Source organism: Pyxidicoccus fallax, assembly GCF_012933655.1.
Taxonomy (GTDB): domain Bacteria; phylum Myxococcota; class Myxococcia; order Myxococcales; family Myxococcaceae; genus Myxococcus; species Myxococcus fallax.
Genome location: NZ_JABBJJ010000286.1, coordinates 1 through 16,136, shown reverse-complemented (window position 1 = coordinate 16,136; position 16,136 = coordinate 1). Strand labels below are relative to the sequence as shown.

Below are 16,136 nucleotides of genomic sequence, written 5' to 3'. Positions count from 1 at the left end.
CTCCACACCCCCGTCCACCACCCCGTCCGCGGCAGGTGGAGCGGCGCGTGAGCGCATCGCCGCGCCCGAGCCCATCGCCTCGTCTCCCACCATGCCGGGCACCATCCGCGATGCGAGCGAGCGCGTCGTTCCGCCTTCCGTCACGCCTGGCACCATCCGCGATGCGAGCGAGCGCGTCGTTCCGTCCTCCGTCACACCTGGCACCATCTGCGATGCGAGCGAGCGCGTCGTTCCGTCCTCCGTCACACCTGGCACCATCTGCGATGCGAGTGAGCGCGTCGCGCCGCCCCCCAGCATGTCCCGCTCTACCAGCAATGCGAGCGAGCACTCCGCTCCATTCCCCGTCACCCCCGTCTCCATTCGCGAAGCACGCGAGCGCATCGCCCCCTTCATCCGCCACACTCCGCTGGAGCCGTCTCCCGCGCTCTCCCGCCGGCTCGGTGCTCGCGTCTTCCTCAAGCTGGAGTGCCTCCAGGTGACGGGCAGCTTCAAGCCGCGCATCTCCTTCAACAAACTGCTCTCCGTGGACGAGGTCACGCGGGCCCGGGGCGCGGTGGCCTCCACCGCCGGGGGCCATGGCATCGGCCTGTCGCACGCGGCGCGGACGCTCGGCGTCCCCGTGGAGCTGTTCCTCCCGCGCACGGCGGACGCGCGCAAGGTGGAGGTCATGCGAGGCAACGGCGCACGGCTGCACTTCTTCGACTCCGTGCCCGCCGCGCGCGAGGCCGCCCAGGCGTACGCGCGCGAGCACCAGCGCCTCTTCGTCTCCGCCTACAACGACCCGGCCGTCATCGCGGGCGGCGGCACCGTGGGCCTCGAAGTGCTCGACGACCTGCCGGAGGTGGACCTCACCGTGGTGGGCATCGGCGGAGGCGGTCTCATCAGCGGCATGGGCGTGGCCATGAAGGACCGCAACCCGCGGATGCGGCTCTGGGGCGTGCAACCCGAGGTGAGCCCGGTGCTCGCGGAGTGGCTGCGGCACGGACGTCCCGTTCCGGTGGAGTCCCGTCCCAGCATCGCGGACGGGCTGGGCGCACAGCCCGAGCCGGACACCCTCACGCTGCCTCTTGCCCGGCGGTACGTGGACCGGGTGCTGCGCGTGTCGGAGGCGGACATCCAGGACGCCATGGCCTGGCTGCTCGAGGAGCATCAGCTCGTCGTCGAGCCATCCGGGGCCGCCACGGTGGCCGCACTGCTGCGCCACCCGCCGGAGGGCTTCCGTGACGTCGCCGTGGTCATCACCGGCCGCAACATCAGCCGCGCACGCTACGTCCACCTGCTCGGCGAGCGGCTCACGGCTGCATCCCTGTGAGACAGACGACACCTACATAAAGCTCTGTTTGTCGCCCTGCCATAGAGAAAACCTCACCTCCCCCAAGGAACAATCTTTGGAAGGCCCCGGCCCCCGCCTTGTTCTTCATCCGCCACGACAGTGCGCGGCCTGGAGGGCTTGCATCGGCTCCGTGCTGCTGAATGTTGAGGCCAACGAAGTTCTCTCGGGGTGAGGGTCATGAAGAGTCGTTTCGGCAGTCGCATCGCTTTGTTCGTCCTGACCAACCTGGCGGTGGTCGCGATGCTGGCCGTCGTGGGTCGGCTGCTTGGGGTGGACAACTTCCTCGCGCGGCAGGGGTCGGGGCTGAACCTGACCACGCTGCTCATCATGTCGGCGGTGATGGGCTTCGGTGGCTCCATCATCTCGCTGCTGATGTCCAAGCCGATGGCGAAGTGGAGCACCGGCGCGCACGTCATCGACTCGCCGCGCACGGAGGCCGAGCAGTGGCTGGTGGAGACGGTGCGCCGGCTGGCGCGTGACGCGGGCATCGCCACGCCCGAGGTCGCCATCTACGACAGCCCGGACATGAACGCCTTCGCCACGGGCGCGCGGCGCAACAACGCGCTGGTCGCGGTGTCCACGGGTCTGCTCCACGGCATGCGCCGCGACGAGGTGGAGGCGGTGCTCGGCCACGAGGTGGCCCACGTAGCCAACGGTGACATGGTGACGCTCACCCTGCTGCAGGGCGTGCTCAACACCTTCGTCATCTTCCTGAGCCGCGTGGTGGGCTTCATCGTGGACCGGTTCCTCAACCGTTCGGAGGACGGCGAGGAGAGCAGCGGCATGGGGCCGGGGTACTTCCTCACCAGCCTGGTGCTTCAAATCGTGTTCGGCATCGGCGCCAGCATCATCGTCGCCTGGTTCAGCCGGCGGCGTGAGTTCCGCGCGGACCACGGCGGCGCCACGCTGGTGGACCCGGGCGCCATGGCGCGCGCGCTGGACCGGCTGCGCCGTCAGCAGGGCGAGCCGAGCGCGCTGCCCGCCAACATGCAGGCCTTCGGCATCAGCGGCGGCGGCATGATGGCGCTGTTCGCCAGCCACCCTCCGCTGGAGCAGCGCATCCAGCGGCTGGTGGACGGCACCTGGCGCAACTAGGGCGGGCAGGCCACGCACGTCCACCGCGGCGAGCTGGCGTCAGGTGTGCGCCAGCACGGGGAAGCGGTGCGGCTCGCGCGGGAGGTCCAGTCCGCGCACGAACAGGTCGGCCTCGGTGTCCTCGCCCGACACCGGGGCCTCGGGCCACCAGCGCTCCGGGGTGAAGCCGAACTGGATGCGCCGGATGGGGCGGTCGATGAGGCGGGGAATCCAGGCGCGCAGGTCGAGGGGCCCCCGCGTGAAGATGTCATCGAGGTACAGCGTGTCGTCCTCGACGCTCGCGAACACCCACGCGTCATCGGTCAGCCGCCGCAGCGGACGGGCAAACCCGTTCGCCGCGTACCACGTGGCGATGGTCGAATAGCCCCGCGCGCCGAAGCGCTCCGTCACCGGCACGCCCCGGTCCGACAGCGCGGCGAGGCCCGCCCGCACCCCGGCCTCCGACAGGTCCAGCGTGGGCGCTGGGGCACCCTCGGGCGTTGCCTCGTACGGAGCGGCGAACAGGTCCTGCCTGCGCGGGGCGAAGCCGAAGCGCGGGTAGAACTGGAGCACCCTGGGGTTGGCGAACAGCAGCACCGGCGCATCGCCACAGAAGTCGAGTGCCGCCTCCATCACCGCGCGCGCCAGTCCACGGCCGCGCTGCTCCGGCAGGCAGCCCACCGCGCCGAGCTGGTAGCCCGTCACCTCGCGCCCCTCCAGCAGCAGCCGCATCCGCATCACCGAGGCATTCGCCAGCACGCGGCCGTCCTCGACCACCGCGAAGGCGCGGTAGTCGTCATTCCACTCGCCCCACTCGGACCAGCGATGGAAGCTGGCGCGCTGGAACACCTGGGGCACGTAGTCGCAGAAGGCGGCCCGCGCCGCGGTGTCGCGGGGGCCGATTTCAGTCACACGGGGCGAGGCGTTCGCGGTCATCCGCCCACTGTCGCATGCGTCCGCCTGGACGCGTCCAGCCCCGTGGCCTCAAGGCGCCGCCGCGCTCCGGAGCGCCTCGCGGAAACGGCCTTCCTTCGCCGCCACGCAGACGTAGTACCCGTCCAGCACGCCGCAGGTGAGGCCCGCCTCGGGACGCTGGAAGGCCGCGCGCTCCTTCTCGTCCACCACGTAGACGGTGTCCTCCGCGAAGCGTCCGTTCCGGACGTCCTCGCGCAGCGCCTCGCAGACGGCCTTCATGCGTGGCGCGTCGAAGCGGGCCACGTAGGCGCTGTTGGTCGTCATCCCCTTGCGGTACGCGAGGTCCCCGAAGCTCACGTAGACGTTCTGCGGAAAGGTGTTGGCGACGCAGGGCTCGGCCCAGGCCATGACGAAGGGCGGGTAGAGGACGACGTGCCGGTAGGAGGGGTCCAGCTCCTCCCAGGCCGCCGCCCGCAGCCGGGGCCAGGGCTCACCGCCGAAGCGGCCCCGCCACCACACGTCGCCCGTGTCCAGGAACTGGAGCACCACCGCCGCCAGCAGCAGGCCAGTGGCCGTCCGCGGCTGCTGCCTCCAGCGCCACACGACGAGCGCCAGCACGCCCGTCAGCAGCGTGTAGTCGAGCACCCAGATGAACCGGCCCGACGCGCGGAACGGCGCGAGCACCGGCAACAGCGCCTTGGTGAGACCGCGCAGGGAGAGCACCTTCCACCCGGCCACCTGCACCACCGTCGAGATGGCCAGCAGCGTCAGCAGGAGCACCGCCACCCCCAGCGGCCTGCGGGCCTTCCACTCCGCCTTCGCCCGGGGCCACCAGTCGGCGCGCTTCCACAGCAGCACCCCGGCGAGCAGCAGCGTGCCCGTGCCGAGGTACCCGAAGCCCTCGTACTGACCGGCGCCGACGGGGATGCTCGGCAGCAGGCGCGACCAGCCCATGGGGTCCACGAGCGTGAGCACGTTCGCGCTGAAGTGGCCGAAGCTGAGGTCCGCGGCCAGCGAGGGCCCCTGGCCCACGTAGCCCAGCAGGACGAAGAGCGCCCCCACCACGCCGAGCAACCCCGCGAGCACGCCGGCGCCACCGCGCCACGTCAGCAGTCGCTCCCGCCGCACCAGGGTGTAGAGCAGCGCCAGCGCGAGGGTGAGCACCATCACCAGGAGGTACGGGTGGATGCCGGCGGCCAGCACGACGAACGCGAAGGCCCAGGCCACGTCCCGCCGGGCCGCCCGGGCGTCCGCGCGAGGACGCAGGTGGAGCCACAGCAGTCCCAGGATGAGCCAGTGCGCGCACAGCGTGTCGTGCCCGTGCCGGCCGAGCAGCACCGGCGCCATGACGAACAGCGCGGCGCCCAGCAGGCGCTGAGACAGCCGCGGCGTGAGGCGCTCCATGAGCTTCACGCCCATCCACCCCTGGAGCGCGAAGCACAGCACGAACCACGGGCCGATGAACTGGAAGTCTTGGGGCAGCCAGCCCGAGAAGGGCTTCAGCGCGAACGACACCCACGGGTTCGAGTCCGTGAAGCCCACCGTCGTGGTGAGCGGATGGTTCAGCGTGGGGATGTGCCCGAGCGGGAAGCCCCACGGCGCGTTCCGGAAGTGCAGCCACCCGAGCACGTGCTGCGCGTGGTCGCCTCCGCCCACGGAGTCGAGGCTCGTCGGGTCGAGCACCCGCGCCCCGCCCACCACCAGCATCCACGCGATGCCGAGCGCGGCGCCCAGCCAGGGCCCCCACGCGCTCCAGCGGCTGGACGGGGCGTCCTCGATGACGGCGGATGACTCCAAGGCTCCGGGCTCCCAGGCATCCGTCCCCGGTTCTCGTGGCCGGAGTCCTCGGAATGCCCGGGCGAGATAGCACGCCGCGCCGGGTCAGGTCTGGCCCCAGCGGCGCTTGAACGTGAGCCGGTGCTCGGCCCACCAGTCACGCCACTCCTGGACCGCCCGCCGCCGTTCCTCCCGCGGACCCGCGGGTTGAAAGTGGAGTCACGTGGACGTCGCGTCCCGGAGCACCATCTCCGCCAGGAAGCGGGTGCGCAGGTCCTCGCTCTCCAGCAGCTCGATGAGCTCGGGGATGGTGTGCCGGGCCATCTCCTCCCGCTCCCGGGCGAAGGAGCCGGGCTCGGGCCGGGACGCGGCGGAGTCCATGGCCTTGTTCTTCTTCCTGGAGGTGCGTCCCGCAACCCGTGGGAGGTGAAAATGTCACACACCTGCCTGGAGGGGTGGCAAGGAAGTGGGCCTTACCCCGGGGCGCCGCTATGGTCACCCTCGTCGGGGACCCGACCCGAGGAGCCATGAACTTCGTCTTCATCTCTCCCCACTTCCCGCCCCAGTTCTTCCACTTCGTCACCGCCCTGCGCGAGCGGGGCGTCACGGTGCTCGGTATCGGCGATGCCCCCTATGACTCGCTGCGCGGCGAGCTGCGCGAGTCCATGCGGGAGTACTACTTCGTCCCCAACCTGCACGACGAGGACGCGCTCCTGCGCGCGGCCGGCTACCTCACGTGGAAGCACGGCCGCATCCACCGCATCGACTCGCTCAACGAGTCCTGGCTGGAGGTCGAGGCCCGCCTGCGCGAGGACTTCCACGTCCCCGGCCTCCATCCCGCGGACATCCACCGCCTGCGCTCCAAGTCCGGCATGGCCGAGGTCTTCCACGCCGCCGGCGTGCCCCACCCGGACCTCATCCGCGTGCGCGACGCCGCGCAGGTGAAGACGTTCGCCGCGAAGGTGGGCTACCCGCTCGTGCTCAAGCCCGACGTGGGCGTGGGCGCCGCCCACACCTTCAAGGTGGCCAGCGACGCCGAGGTGGACGCCGCCCTGTCCCATCCGCTGCCCACGTCCTACGTGGCCCAGCCCTTCGTGCGCGGCACCATCGTCACCTACGACGGCATCGTGGACCGGCACGGCGCCATCGTCTTCAGCCTCAGCCACCAGTACAGCGACGGCGGCATGGAGACGGTGCTGGAGAAGCGCGACATCTCCTTCTGGAGCCTCCAGGAGATTCCCCCCGGCCTGGACGTGCTGGGCCGCGAGGTGGTGGCCGCCTGCGGCCTGCGCGAGCGCTGGTTCCACCTGGAGTTCTTCCGCCTGCCCGACGGGCGCTTCATCGTGCTGGAGGTCAACCTCCGTCCCCCCGGCGGCTTCATCACCGACATGATGAACTACACGTGCGACATCGACGTGTACCGGCTGTGGGCGCGCGTGGTGACGGGGGACCCGGTGGCGGACTTCCGGTACACGCCGCGCTACCACGTGTGTCACAGCGCGCGACGCAAGAGCCGCCGCTACAAGCACACCCACAAGCAGATTGTCGAGCGGCTGGGGCCGTCGCTGCTCATCTACAAGGGCGAGCTGCCGTCCGTGTACCACAGCCTCATGGGCGAGGAGATGTACCTCACCCGGCACGCGGACCTGGACGCCATGCACGAGGCGGTGCGCTTCATCCAGGCCACCTCCTGACGCGCGAGGGGAGGCTTCAGCGGTCCTTCCAGGTGAGCAGGTACGTGCTGCTCGGGATGGCCGGGTCCGCGTGCGTCTTCGTCACCTGGGGAGAGTCGGCGCCGCCCACGCGCAGCATTCCCTCGAAGAGGGCCTCCACGTAGCCGGGGGCATCCACGGCGGAGTTCATCCGCATCTCGTAGGTGGTGGGCCCACGCTCGATGAGCTCCGCTTCCGTGTAGTTGTCCGTGGCGCGCAGCGTCTGCGGCAGCCGCAGCACCAGCCGGCGCGGGCCGAGCAGCCGCATGACGCCATACACCGCCCGGCCGATGACGGTGCGCCCGTAGCCCTGCACGTGCGCCTCGGCCAGCCGGCGGAAGGCCTCCTCGCGCGGCACGCCCGGGTACGTCTCCTCGGCGATGATGGTGAGGCAGTGCATCCACAGCGACACCGGGTAGACCGGGAGCAGGGGCCGGTCCAGGTCCACCCCCACCTGCTTGAGGCGCTGCTTGAGCCGGGGGGAAATCTGACCGTGGAGCGCGTGCTGGAGCAGCCCCTCCACCACCTGGACGTAGACGTGCCGCTGCTCGACGGGGACCGGCTTGCGGGTTGTCACCAGTCACGCCTCACGCCAGCAGCCACCGCATCGCGTGGGGGAGCCGGCGCTGCCAGTCCCGCTCGTGATGCTCGCCTCCGGGCTCCAGCACCAGCGCCACCTCGTGGTCCGCGTAGCCCAGGTGCTTGAGGTGCTCGTAGAAGGCGTGCGTGGCCCGGCCATAGTCGAGCGGCACGCCGTCCGCGTCGATGAACTCGTGCTCGCCCGCGTCCAGGTAGATGCGCGACCAGCGGCGGCTGTGGGCGCCCCACTCCTGGAACAGGCGCCCCGCGCTCCACATGACGGTGGGTGACAGCGCGCCGATGCGGCCGAACACCTGCGGGTAGCGCACGCCGAGGTACAGCGAGATGAGCCCGCCCAGCGACGAGCCCATGGCCCCCGTCCACTCGGGCTCCGGGCGCGTGCGGTAGGTGCGGTCCACCAGCGGCTTGAGGTGCTCCACGAGGAAGCGGCCGTAGGAGTCACCCCGCCCCTTCGTCTGGTTCCGGGGCTCGTCCCAGGGCGTGTAGTCCTGCATCCGGCCCTCGCCCGAGTCGACGGCGACGATGATCCACGGCGCCAGCCGGCCCTCGCCCACGCCGTGCTCCAGCGCCAGGTTGGCGCACCACGTGTCGAAGCGGGCCGACTCGGGGTGGGCGAAGACGTTCTGCCCGTCGTGCATGTAGAGCACCGGGAAGCGCTGGTGCGGCCATGCGTCGTAGGCGTCCGGCGTGTAGACGCGGACGGTGCGGGCGAAGCCCTCCTGGGGGGAGGGGAAGTCTCGGACGATGTGGACGTGACCCATGAGGCGTGGTGACAGCATACATGGATGGGATGACTCGTCCGGTCCACCGTCCACAGGTGGTTTCGGAGTTCACATCGCGCGCGGGATGCTCTGTGATTACCTGGTTGGTGGCCTGGGGGGCTGGCCCCGGGTCTGCACAGGGCTTCGACCGAACCCACGGGACGTGGGTCCCCTCCTGCCATGATGCGGCGGGTTGAAGCGCTGGAGTTTCGTGGATGGAATTGGAGCGCATACATCTGGCGGCGTTGCTGCTGACCACCGAGTCCGAGCTGCGGCAGGCGCAGGCGGCGCTGGATGGCAGTGAGGAAGCAAGGCTTCGCCACGCCGCAGCGCACGCCCGCGCGGTGGCCGCGTGGTCGGTGACCGAGGAGCTGCTGCTGGCGGACCCCCGGACCGTCGTGTGGGCGTGAGGCTCTGGCGCGTCCGGATGCTGGACGCCCGGTCCCAGCTTCGGACGCCTCGCGGATGAGGTGTTGCTGTAGGGAAGAGTGGTCCCGGATGTGCAGTGAGGGCGCGGCGTGCGACGCGTCCTTTCGCTGTCACTGATTGGGTTGCTGGGTGGGTGGTGCGTGGCGTTGCCCGGGTGGGCCGCGCCGTACGAGGTGGAGCCGGAGGCGGCGGGCGAGCTGGACCTGCTCGCGCTGGTGGAGGAGGGCGCCATCTCCGGGGAGACGCTCGCGGCGCTGCTGGCGCTCCGGCGGGCGGGCGTGGAGCCGGGGCTCGCGACGCGGGCGACGCTCTATGGATTGCCCGGGCTGACGTACGCGCAGGTGGATGGGCTGCTCCGGCGACGGGCGCGGGAGGCCGGGCGGGGGCTCACGGAGGAGGAGGCCCGGAGGCTCGCGCCATTCCTCGCGAGCCGGGAGCCGGGGCGGCTGTACGGGGATGCGCGGTGGATGATGGCCTTCTCCGCGTCGGACGCGCTGCCACCGCCCATGGCCTTGCAGGTCCGCGCGGGAGGGCTCGCGGGGATGCGGGCGGGCGTGCTGGTCTCGTTCGCGCGCCGGAGGGTGGGAGCGCTGGAGCGGGACGCTCGCAGCCGGTCTCTCGTCGTGGAGGCGCCCGGGGCGGCGTTGTTGCTGCCGAAGTTCTACGCGCAGTGGACGGGCGAGCGGGCCTCGGTGCTCGCGGGCACGTATCGCTTGGGCTTCGGGCAAAGGCTCACCCTGGACACCACGGCACTGCCTTCGCCGGAGGGCTTCCTGCCGGATGAGGGCGTGCGTCCGCCGGGAGGACTGGAGCGGGAGTGCCTCGTCGGAGGAGAGGGCTGTGAGGAGGAGGCGCGGCGCTCCGAGGTGACTCCGGACTTTGGATGGGATGAAGGCTTCCGGGGCGTCGTGGGCACCGTGCGCGGCTCCGTGGGGCATGGCTGGGAAGGGGTGCTCACCGGCTTCGGCTCGTATCAGCTCCGCTCGCTGCCCCGGTCCGCGGTGCTGGACCTCTCCGTGTGCTCGCGGCCGCGTGAGGGCTGCAAGGCTCCGGACGTGCGGGTGCCGTTGTCGGGCTCCCGGCTGGAGAAGCTCACCGCGCGCACGCTGCCGGGGGTCTTCCATGAATGGGCTGGTGGCGGCAATGCCACGCTGGCGCTGTCGCCGCGTGCCCACGTCGGGGTGACGGGCTGGGTGGCGCGGCCGGTGTGGAACGTGGAAGGGGCGAGGCTCGATTTCCAGCCGAGTGCCCGCTATCCGGCGGGCGGTGGCTTCGGAGCGGTGGGGCTCGATGCGGCGTGGGGGCATGGCGCGCTGGACCTCTTCTTCGAGGGCACCCGCGGCTTCGACTCCGCGCCCGGGGGAGGGGGTGGCTTCGGCGCGCTCCAACGCACCGTGCTCTCCGGCGAGCGGCGCGAGCTGGAACTGGCCCTGCGCTACTACGGCCGCGACTTCGCGAACCCATACAGCGGTGCGCCGTCCGGGCCGGATGCGCTGGAGGGCTTGCGCGTACGCAATGAATTGGGAGCCCGCTTGCGCTACCTCCAGCGGGAGGAGCGTGCGTGGCGGCTGCGCGGGCAGGTGGACGCGTGGACCCTGCCGGCCGATGGCGCGGTACCGGGGACGGCGGGCACGGTGCACCTGCGCGCGTCCGCTCGCGCGGACTGGCTCGTGTGGCCCCTGTTCCAGCCGTCGCTGCAGGTGGAGCTGCGTGACTCGGGCCTTGGAGCGGAGGTGCCGTGCCCGGAGGACGCGGCTTCGGAGCAGGACTGCTCCAGCGGACGGTATGGACTCATCGCCCGCGTCCGGTCCGAGCTCTCCGACGGTGTCACCGTCGCCGCGCAGTACGGGCACGCGCGGGTGGATGAGCCCGAAGCGGGCGGGCCGAGGTACGACGGTCAGGCCGTGCTCGACGTGAGGCTGCGGCCGGGAGAGCGCCTGCGGCTGGGTGGCCGGCTGGTGTGGAAGGACGAGGACCTCTCCGAGCGCAGCCGGCTCCGGCAGGAGCTGCGCGCCTCGGTGGACGCGAGCTGGTCCGCGTTCGACACCGTGAGCGCGCGGGCAAGGTACGCGTGGGTGCTCGACTTGAAGGACGCGAGCGTGGCGCGCGTGCCGCCCGACCCTCCGCGCCACCTCTTCCACCTGGAGTTGGAGACGCGCTTCTGAGACCGCGGAACGCGGGAGCCGCGGACGTGAGGGACGGGAAGACAGGGCACCTGGAGCTGGAGAGGAGCTTCGGAGATCGCCGAGGTGAGGGGATGGAGCGAGAGGGTGGGGCACCTGAAGCTGGAGACGCGCTGGTGAGGCGCATGGAACGGAGGGAGCGGAACGTGAGGGCTGGCGACATGAGGGGATGGAGAGTGAGAGGTCGGGGAATCCTGCTGGCGCTGCTCGTTGGCGCATGGGGCTGTGGCGGGGCATCGTCAGACGAAGCCGTGGACGAGGCGTGCGCCGGGCTGCTGCCCGGGGACCTCGTCATCACCGAGTACCTCAACGACCCGGAGGGGACGGACACGGGACAGGAGTACGTCGAGCTGCACAACCCCTCCCGCGACCGCGTGGACCTGCGAGGGCTGGCGCTCTACGCGGCTCGCTCGGATGGCTCGCAGGAAAAGGCGTATGTCTTCACCCAGTCCGTTCCGGTGGCACCGGGCAGCTATCTGGTGCTCGGAGACGTCCGTGAGGGGCCCAGGCCCGCGTACGTGGACCATGCGTATGGCGAGGCGCTCGGGGCGCTGGGCAACACCGGGGGACTGCTGGGCGTGCGGTGCGGGGAGCGCGTGGTGGACGAGGTCCACCTCACCGCCCCCGCCAGGAGCGGCGTGGCTCGGACCTATGACGGACGGCTCGTGCCGGACTCCGCCGGCAATGACGACCCGGAGCGGTGGTGTGACGGAACGGGCGCGGGTGACGCGGGCACCTCCCGCGGGAGTCCGGGCATGGCCAATGCGCCGTGCGAATCCAAGAGCACACCGGGAGGACCCGCCGCGGACGCGGGTGTCGCGGAGACGTGCGTGCCCGACGGGGTCCAGCTCGCGCGGCCCGTGGCCCGCCCGCGACCGGGCGAGCTGGTCATCACCGAGGTGATGGCCAACCCTCGTGGGGACGACACGCTGGGTGAGTGGGTGGAGGTGCTGGCCACCGCGCCCGTGGACCTCAATGGGTTGACGGTGGGCTCGGACTCGGCGGGAACGAAGGTGGAGGGGACGCGGTGCGTGTCGCTCGCGGCGGGGGCGCACGCGGTGCTGGCACGGCGCACGGAGGCGGTGCTCAACGGCGGGCTGCCCCAGCCCGTGGCCACCTTCGGCGTGGACCTGCGCAACTCGGGCGGCGTGGTGATGGTGCGTTCCGGGGACGTCCTCATCGACGCGGCGGCGTACGGCCCCGCGGAAGAAGGCGTGGCCACCCAGGTGTCCGCGCTCCTGGCGGACGCGAGCCGCAATGACTCACAGGAGGCCTGGTGCCGAGCCACCGAGCCGCATGGAACGCGAGGCGACCTGGGTACGCCGGGGCGAGCGAATCGCGTGTGCTCTGGCGGCGGAGGCGCGGACGCGGGGGTCCCGGATGGAGGTGTCAGGAGCGATGCCGGCACTCCGGACGCGGGCGTGGCCGATGCGGGCGTGGACGCGGGGACTCCGGCGTCCGGGTGCATCGACCGGGCGACGGGCAGGTCGCGCGCACCGAGGGTGCCGGACGCGGGCTCGCTGGTCCTCACGGAGTTCATGGCGGACCCGGCCGCGGTGACGGACGCCATGGGCGAGTGGGTCGAGGTGCTCGCCCTGAGGGACGTGGACCTCAACGGTGTCAGCCTGTCCAGCGGGAGCGGGGGAGGGACGGTGCTCACCTCGACGCTGTGTCTGTCCGTGAGGGCCGGAGGCCGTGCCCTCCTCGCGCGCAGCGACGACGTGTCCGCGAATGGCGGACTGCCGGCGGTGCTCGGCACGTTCTCCTTCAACCTCGCGAACAGCGCGGGCAGTCACATGCTCCGGCTCTCGGTGGACGGGCGGCTGCTGGATGCCGTGACGTGGACCGCGGCGGCGGTTCCGGGCGTGGCGTCCCAGCTCGACCCCTCCCGGAGCGACCCCGGTCGCAACGACCTGGCGGGGAGCTTCTGCCCCGCGCCGACCGGCGCCCGCTACGGGCTGGGGGACCGGGGCACGCCGGGCGTGGAGAACCGTCCATGCGCGCCTTGAACGAGCACAAGCGGGGCGCGACGCGACTCCGTCCACGGGCGGCGCTCCTGACCACCGCGCTCCTGGCCTGTGGAGGCAACCCCCGTTCCCCATGTGGCCCGGACATGGCCCGGGTGGCGGAGGCCATCGACGGGGACACGCTCCTGCTCGACGGAGGCGAGCGCGTCCGCTACCTGCTCGCCGATGCGCCGGAGAGCACGGGGGGCGCGAGGGACTGCTTCGGCCCGGAGGCCCACGCCTTCAACCGCGACCTCGTGGAGGGCCGACAGGTGACGCTGACGTACGGAGAGGCCTGCACGGACCGCTTCGGCCGGCTGCTCGCCTACGTGTCCGTGGACGGGCGCGAGGTGAACACGCTCCTCGTGGAGCGGGGCCACGCCTGTGTGCTTTACATCCCGCCCGCGGGGAGCGAGCGGCGCGCCGAGTTCGAGGCCCTGGAGGCCGAGGCCCGGCACGCGAGGCGGGGCGTGTGGGGAGCCTGCGCGCCGGTCCCCTGTCTGCGTTGAATCTCCTGCCTCCGGATGGCCCTGACGTCTGGAATTGCACCGCACGCGAAGTATGGGCAGGCGTGTCTCATCCACCCCTCCTGGCACGGGAGGCGCCCACGTGGCCGCCTCCTCTTCGAGGTATCACCCGGGCGGCCCGACGGGGAGGGCAGTCCCCATGTTTCAGGAGATGTATCAAAGGTGTGTCACGGCCATGCCCTCTGCTCATCCACCCAGGCAGGTCACTTCATCGTGCGGAGGAGTCGCGGGCGGGGCGGGGCTCCGGGACCCCGCGAGGGAGGCGCTCGCATGAGCACCTGCGTCACGCTGCCCTCCACCCTGCCGGACCTGCTCGAGGCGCGGCGCGAGGACATCCTGCGGCGCTGGGAGGCGCGGGTGAGCCAGAGGCTCGGAGAGCGCTCGTTGTCCCACGAGGAGCGCTTGGACAGCCTGCCTGGGTTGGTGGACACGCTGGTCGAGCTCGTCCGCGGCGGGCACGTGCCATCCGAGCTGGAGAGGGCGCGGACCGTCGGCGGCAGACATGGCCGCATCCGCCACCGGGAGGGCCTGGACCTGGATACCGTGGTGCTCGAGCACGGCCTCTTGCGTGACACCGTCCTGGAGGTGCTCCAGGAGGCGGGGTGGGCGCCGGAGCTGACCGGGCTGCGCATGCTCAACCAGGCGCTCGACGCGAGCCTCGCGAACGCGGTGGTGCAGTTCACCCGTGAGCAGGAGCGCCGGCTGCGAGACACGGAGGCCACGCTGCTCGCCATCCTCGACCACGCGCCGGCCGCCATCTACGCCAAGGACCCGCACGGGCGTTACCTCTTCGTCAACCACTCCTTCGGGCGCGCCCTCGGAAGGAATCGCGAGGACGTGGTGGGCCGCACGGACGGGGAGCTGCTCCCAGCCGAGCTGGCGGCGGCATTCACGCTCAGCGACAAGCGGGTGCTCGCCACCCGCCAACCCGTCATCACCGACGACCAGGTGCCGAACCCGGAGGGGATGCGCACCTACCAGTCGCTCAAGTTCCCGCTGCCGGACGCGGACGGCCGCATCTTCGCCGTCTGTGGCATCTCCACGGACGTTACCGAGGCGAGGCACCTGCAGGCCGAGCGGGACGAGGCGCGCGAGCACCTGCGGCGCGTCATCACCCAGCTCCCCGTCATCCTCTGGTCCGCCGACAACCGTGGCACCATCACCCTCATGGAGGGGGAGGGGCTGCGCTCGCTCGGGATGACGCCGGGAGCGCTGGTGGGCCGCTCCACCTTCGAGGTGTATGCGGACCGCCCCGAGCTCATCGAAGCCGCGCACCGCGCGCAGGCCGGCGAGTCCATGGCCATGGAGCTGGAGATGGGCGGCTCCTGGTTCATGGCGTACATCTCGCCGGTGCTCGGGCCCGACGGCCGGGTGAAGAGCGTGGCGGGCGTGTCGCTGGACATCACCCAGCGCCGCCGCGCGGAGCTGGTGCTGCGTCAGTGGGAGACGCGCTACCGGCTGGCCACGCAGGCCACCACGGACGTCATCTACGACTGGGAGCTGGACTCCGGGCGCATCGAATGGAGCGAGCTGGCCGCGCGGCAGTTCCGCTTGCCTCCCGGCAGCTCGCGGCTGGACTTCCACTGGTGGAGCACCCGCATCCACCCAGAGGACCGCGAGCGCGTGGACCGTGGGATTCAGACCGTCATCGACCATGGCGCGGAGAACTGGTCGGACGAGTATCGCTTCCTGCTCGGAGACGGCACGTGGGCCTTCATCTCCGACCGGGGCCACGTGGTGCGCGACGCCACCGGCCGGGCGGTGCGCATGGTGGGTGCCATGCAGGACGTCACCCAGCGGCGGGCCGCGGAGCTGGAAGCGAAGCGGCGGGCGGAGTTCGAGCAGCTGCTCATCGGCATCGTCGGCCATGACTTACGCAACCCCATCTCCGCCATCACCATGGCCACCACCACGCTGCTGCGGCGCGAGTGCGTGGACGAGCGGCAGCGCAAGGTGCTGGGCCGCATCCTCTCCAGCGCCGAGCGCGCCACGCGCATGCTGCGCGACGTGCTGGACTTCACCCAGGCGCGCCTGGGCGGCGGCATCCCCATGCAGCCGCGCCCGTTCGACCTGCACGAGCTGACGCGGCAGGTGATGGACGAGGTGCAGCTCGCCTGGCCGGGGCGGCGGCTGCAGGTGGAGAGCGGCGGGGACGGGAAGGGCCTGTGGGACCCGGACCGGCTGGCGCAGGTCATCACCAACCTGGTGAACAACGCCCTCAAGTACAGCCCGGAGCACTGCCCGGTGCGGGTGCGCACGCGCGGCCTGCGCGACGCGGTGGTGCTGGCGGTCCACAACGAGGGGGCGGTCATCCCCGCGGAGCTGCGCGCCCGGCTGTTCGAGCCGCTGAAGCGCGCCGCGCCGCCCCACGACACGCGCGAGGGCCGCGGCCTGGGCCTGGGCCTGTTCATCGTGAAGCACATCGTGGACGCGCACGGCGGCGCGCTGCGCGTGCGCTCCACGGAGCTGGAGGGCACCACCTTCCTGGTGCGCCTGCCGCGCCAGCCCGGGGCGCGGGGCCCGAAGGCCCCCGGCGGGACGTGAGGGCCCTTCAGCGCGTGTGACGCGACAGCCGGCCCGCCAGCGCCATGGCCACGGGCACCGCGCCGGATAGCAGCATGGCCACCTGGGAGCCGGCGGTGTCCAGCAGCACCGCCGCCACCGCGCTTCCCACGCCGATGCCCAGCGCCCAGCCCGCGTTGAAGAGGGCGAAGCCCTCCGCCTGCCGGTCCGCCGGCAGGAGCCGCTGGAGCAGGGAGATGAACAGCGCCGTCTGGGGCGCGAGGAAGAAGCCCGCCGCCCCCAGCCACAGGGAGATGC

At 71.7% G+C, this 16,136-nt stretch carries 13 protein-coding genes and 1 pseudogene; 8 read left to right on the top strand and 6 right to left on the bottom strand.

The genetic code is table 11. The features are described from left to right. The coding region (locus HG543_RS40060; RefSeq protein WP_211194478.1) for a threonine ammonia-lyase at window positions 1-1,312 on the top strand (1,312 nt) is incomplete at its 5' end. Between the two features lie 198 nt (window positions 1,313-1,510). After that, complete coding sequence (gene htpX / locus HG543_RS40055; RefSeq protein ID WP_169350196.1) at window positions 1,511-2,428, top strand: protease HtpX; 918 nt, start codon at window positions 1,511-1,513, stop codon at window positions 2,426-2,428. Between the two features lie 39 nt (window positions 2,429-2,467). Here htpX and HG543_RS40050 read toward each other — a convergent pair whose 3' ends face one another. The 3 genes from HG543_RS40050 to HG543_RS40040 all read right to left on the bottom strand — a co-directional run bounded on the left by HG543_RS40050 (window position 2,468) and on the right by HG543_RS40040 (window position 5,479). Then, a complete protein-coding gene (locus tag HG543_RS40050; RefSeq protein WP_169350195.1) occupies window positions 2,468-3,343 on the bottom strand; it encodes a GNAT family N-acetyltransferase in 876 nt (291 codons plus the stop codon). A gap of 48 nt (window positions 3,344-3,391) precedes the next feature. Further along, on the bottom strand, window positions 3,392-5,119 hold the full coding sequence (locus tag HG543_RS40045) for a DUF6311 domain-containing protein (protein WP_211194477.1): 1,728 nt from the start codon (window positions 5,117-5,119) through the stop codon (window positions 3,392-3,394). Between the two features lie 198 nt (window positions 5,120-5,317). After that, window positions 5,318-5,479, bottom strand: a complete 162-nt coding sequence (locus HG543_RS40040) for a hypothetical protein (RefSeq protein ID WP_169350194.1) — start codon at window positions 5,477-5,479, stop codon at window positions 5,318-5,320. A 146-nt stretch (window positions 5,480-5,625) separates the two neighbouring features. Between HG543_RS40040 and HG543_RS40035 the strand changes: the two genes are divergently transcribed. Then, window positions 5,626-6,792 carry an ATP-grasp domain-containing protein gene (locus HG543_RS40035; protein ID WP_169350193.1) on the top strand — a complete coding sequence of 389 codons (1,167 nt, stop codon included), beginning with the start codon at window positions 5,626-5,628 and terminating at the stop codon, window positions 6,790-6,792. Between the two features lie 16 nt (window positions 6,793-6,808). On the opposite strand, the gene HG543_RS40030 is transcribed toward HG543_RS40035, so the two are convergent. Next, on the bottom strand, window positions 6,809-7,387 hold the full coding sequence (locus tag HG543_RS40030) for a TIGR02265 family protein (protein ID WP_169350192.1): 579 nt from the start codon (window positions 7,385-7,387) through the stop codon (window positions 6,809-6,811). 10 nt (window positions 7,388-7,397) lie between these two features. Next, the gene (locus HG543_RS40025; protein WP_169350197.1) at window positions 7,398-8,171 is read right to left on the bottom strand and encodes an alpha/beta hydrolase; all 774 of its coding nucleotides are present in this window, start codon (window positions 8,169-8,171) and stop codon (window positions 7,398-7,400) included. A gap of 215 nt (window positions 8,172-8,386) precedes the next feature. Between HG543_RS40025 and HG543_RS40020 the strand changes: the two genes are divergently transcribed. The 5 genes from HG543_RS40020 (at window position 8,387) to HG543_RS40000 (ending at window position 15,860) form a co-directional block, all read left to right on the top strand. Then, on the top strand, window positions 8,387-8,581 hold the full coding sequence (locus HG543_RS40020; RefSeq protein ID WP_169350191.1) for a hypothetical protein: 195 nt from the start codon (window positions 8,387-8,389) through the stop codon (window positions 8,579-8,581). Window positions 8,582-8,689: 108 nt separating this feature from the next. Further along, window positions 8,690-10,765 carry a hypothetical protein gene (locus tag HG543_RS40015; RefSeq protein WP_169350190.1) on the top strand — a complete coding sequence of 692 codons (2,076 nt, stop codon included), beginning with the start codon at window positions 8,690-8,692 and terminating at the stop codon, window positions 10,763-10,765. Window positions 10,766-10,959: 194 nt separating this feature from the next. Further along, complete coding sequence (locus HG543_RS40010; protein WP_343073558.1) at window positions 10,960-12,792, top strand: lamin tail domain-containing protein; 1,833 nt, start codon at window positions 10,960-10,962, stop codon at window positions 12,790-12,792. Then, on the top strand, window positions 12,780-13,298 hold the full coding sequence (locus tag HG543_RS40005; protein ID WP_169350188.1) for a thermonuclease family protein: 519 nt from the start codon (window positions 12,780-12,782) through the stop codon (window positions 13,296-13,298). Before HG543_RS40010 ends, HG543_RS40005 begins: the two co-directional genes overlap by 13 nt. A 288-nt stretch (window positions 13,299-13,586) precedes the next feature. Further along, window positions 13,587-15,860 carry a PAS domain-containing protein gene (locus HG543_RS40000; RefSeq protein ID WP_169350187.1) on the top strand — a complete coding sequence of 758 codons (2,274 nt, stop codon included), beginning with the start codon at window positions 13,587-13,589 and terminating at the stop codon, window positions 15,858-15,860. A gap of 7 nt (window positions 15,861-15,867) precedes the next feature. On the opposite strand, the pseudogene HG543_RS39995 reads toward HG543_RS40000, so the two are convergent. Further along, a pseudogene (locus HG543_RS39995) lies at window positions 15,868-16,136 on the bottom strand (MFS transporter); the annotation flags it as partial.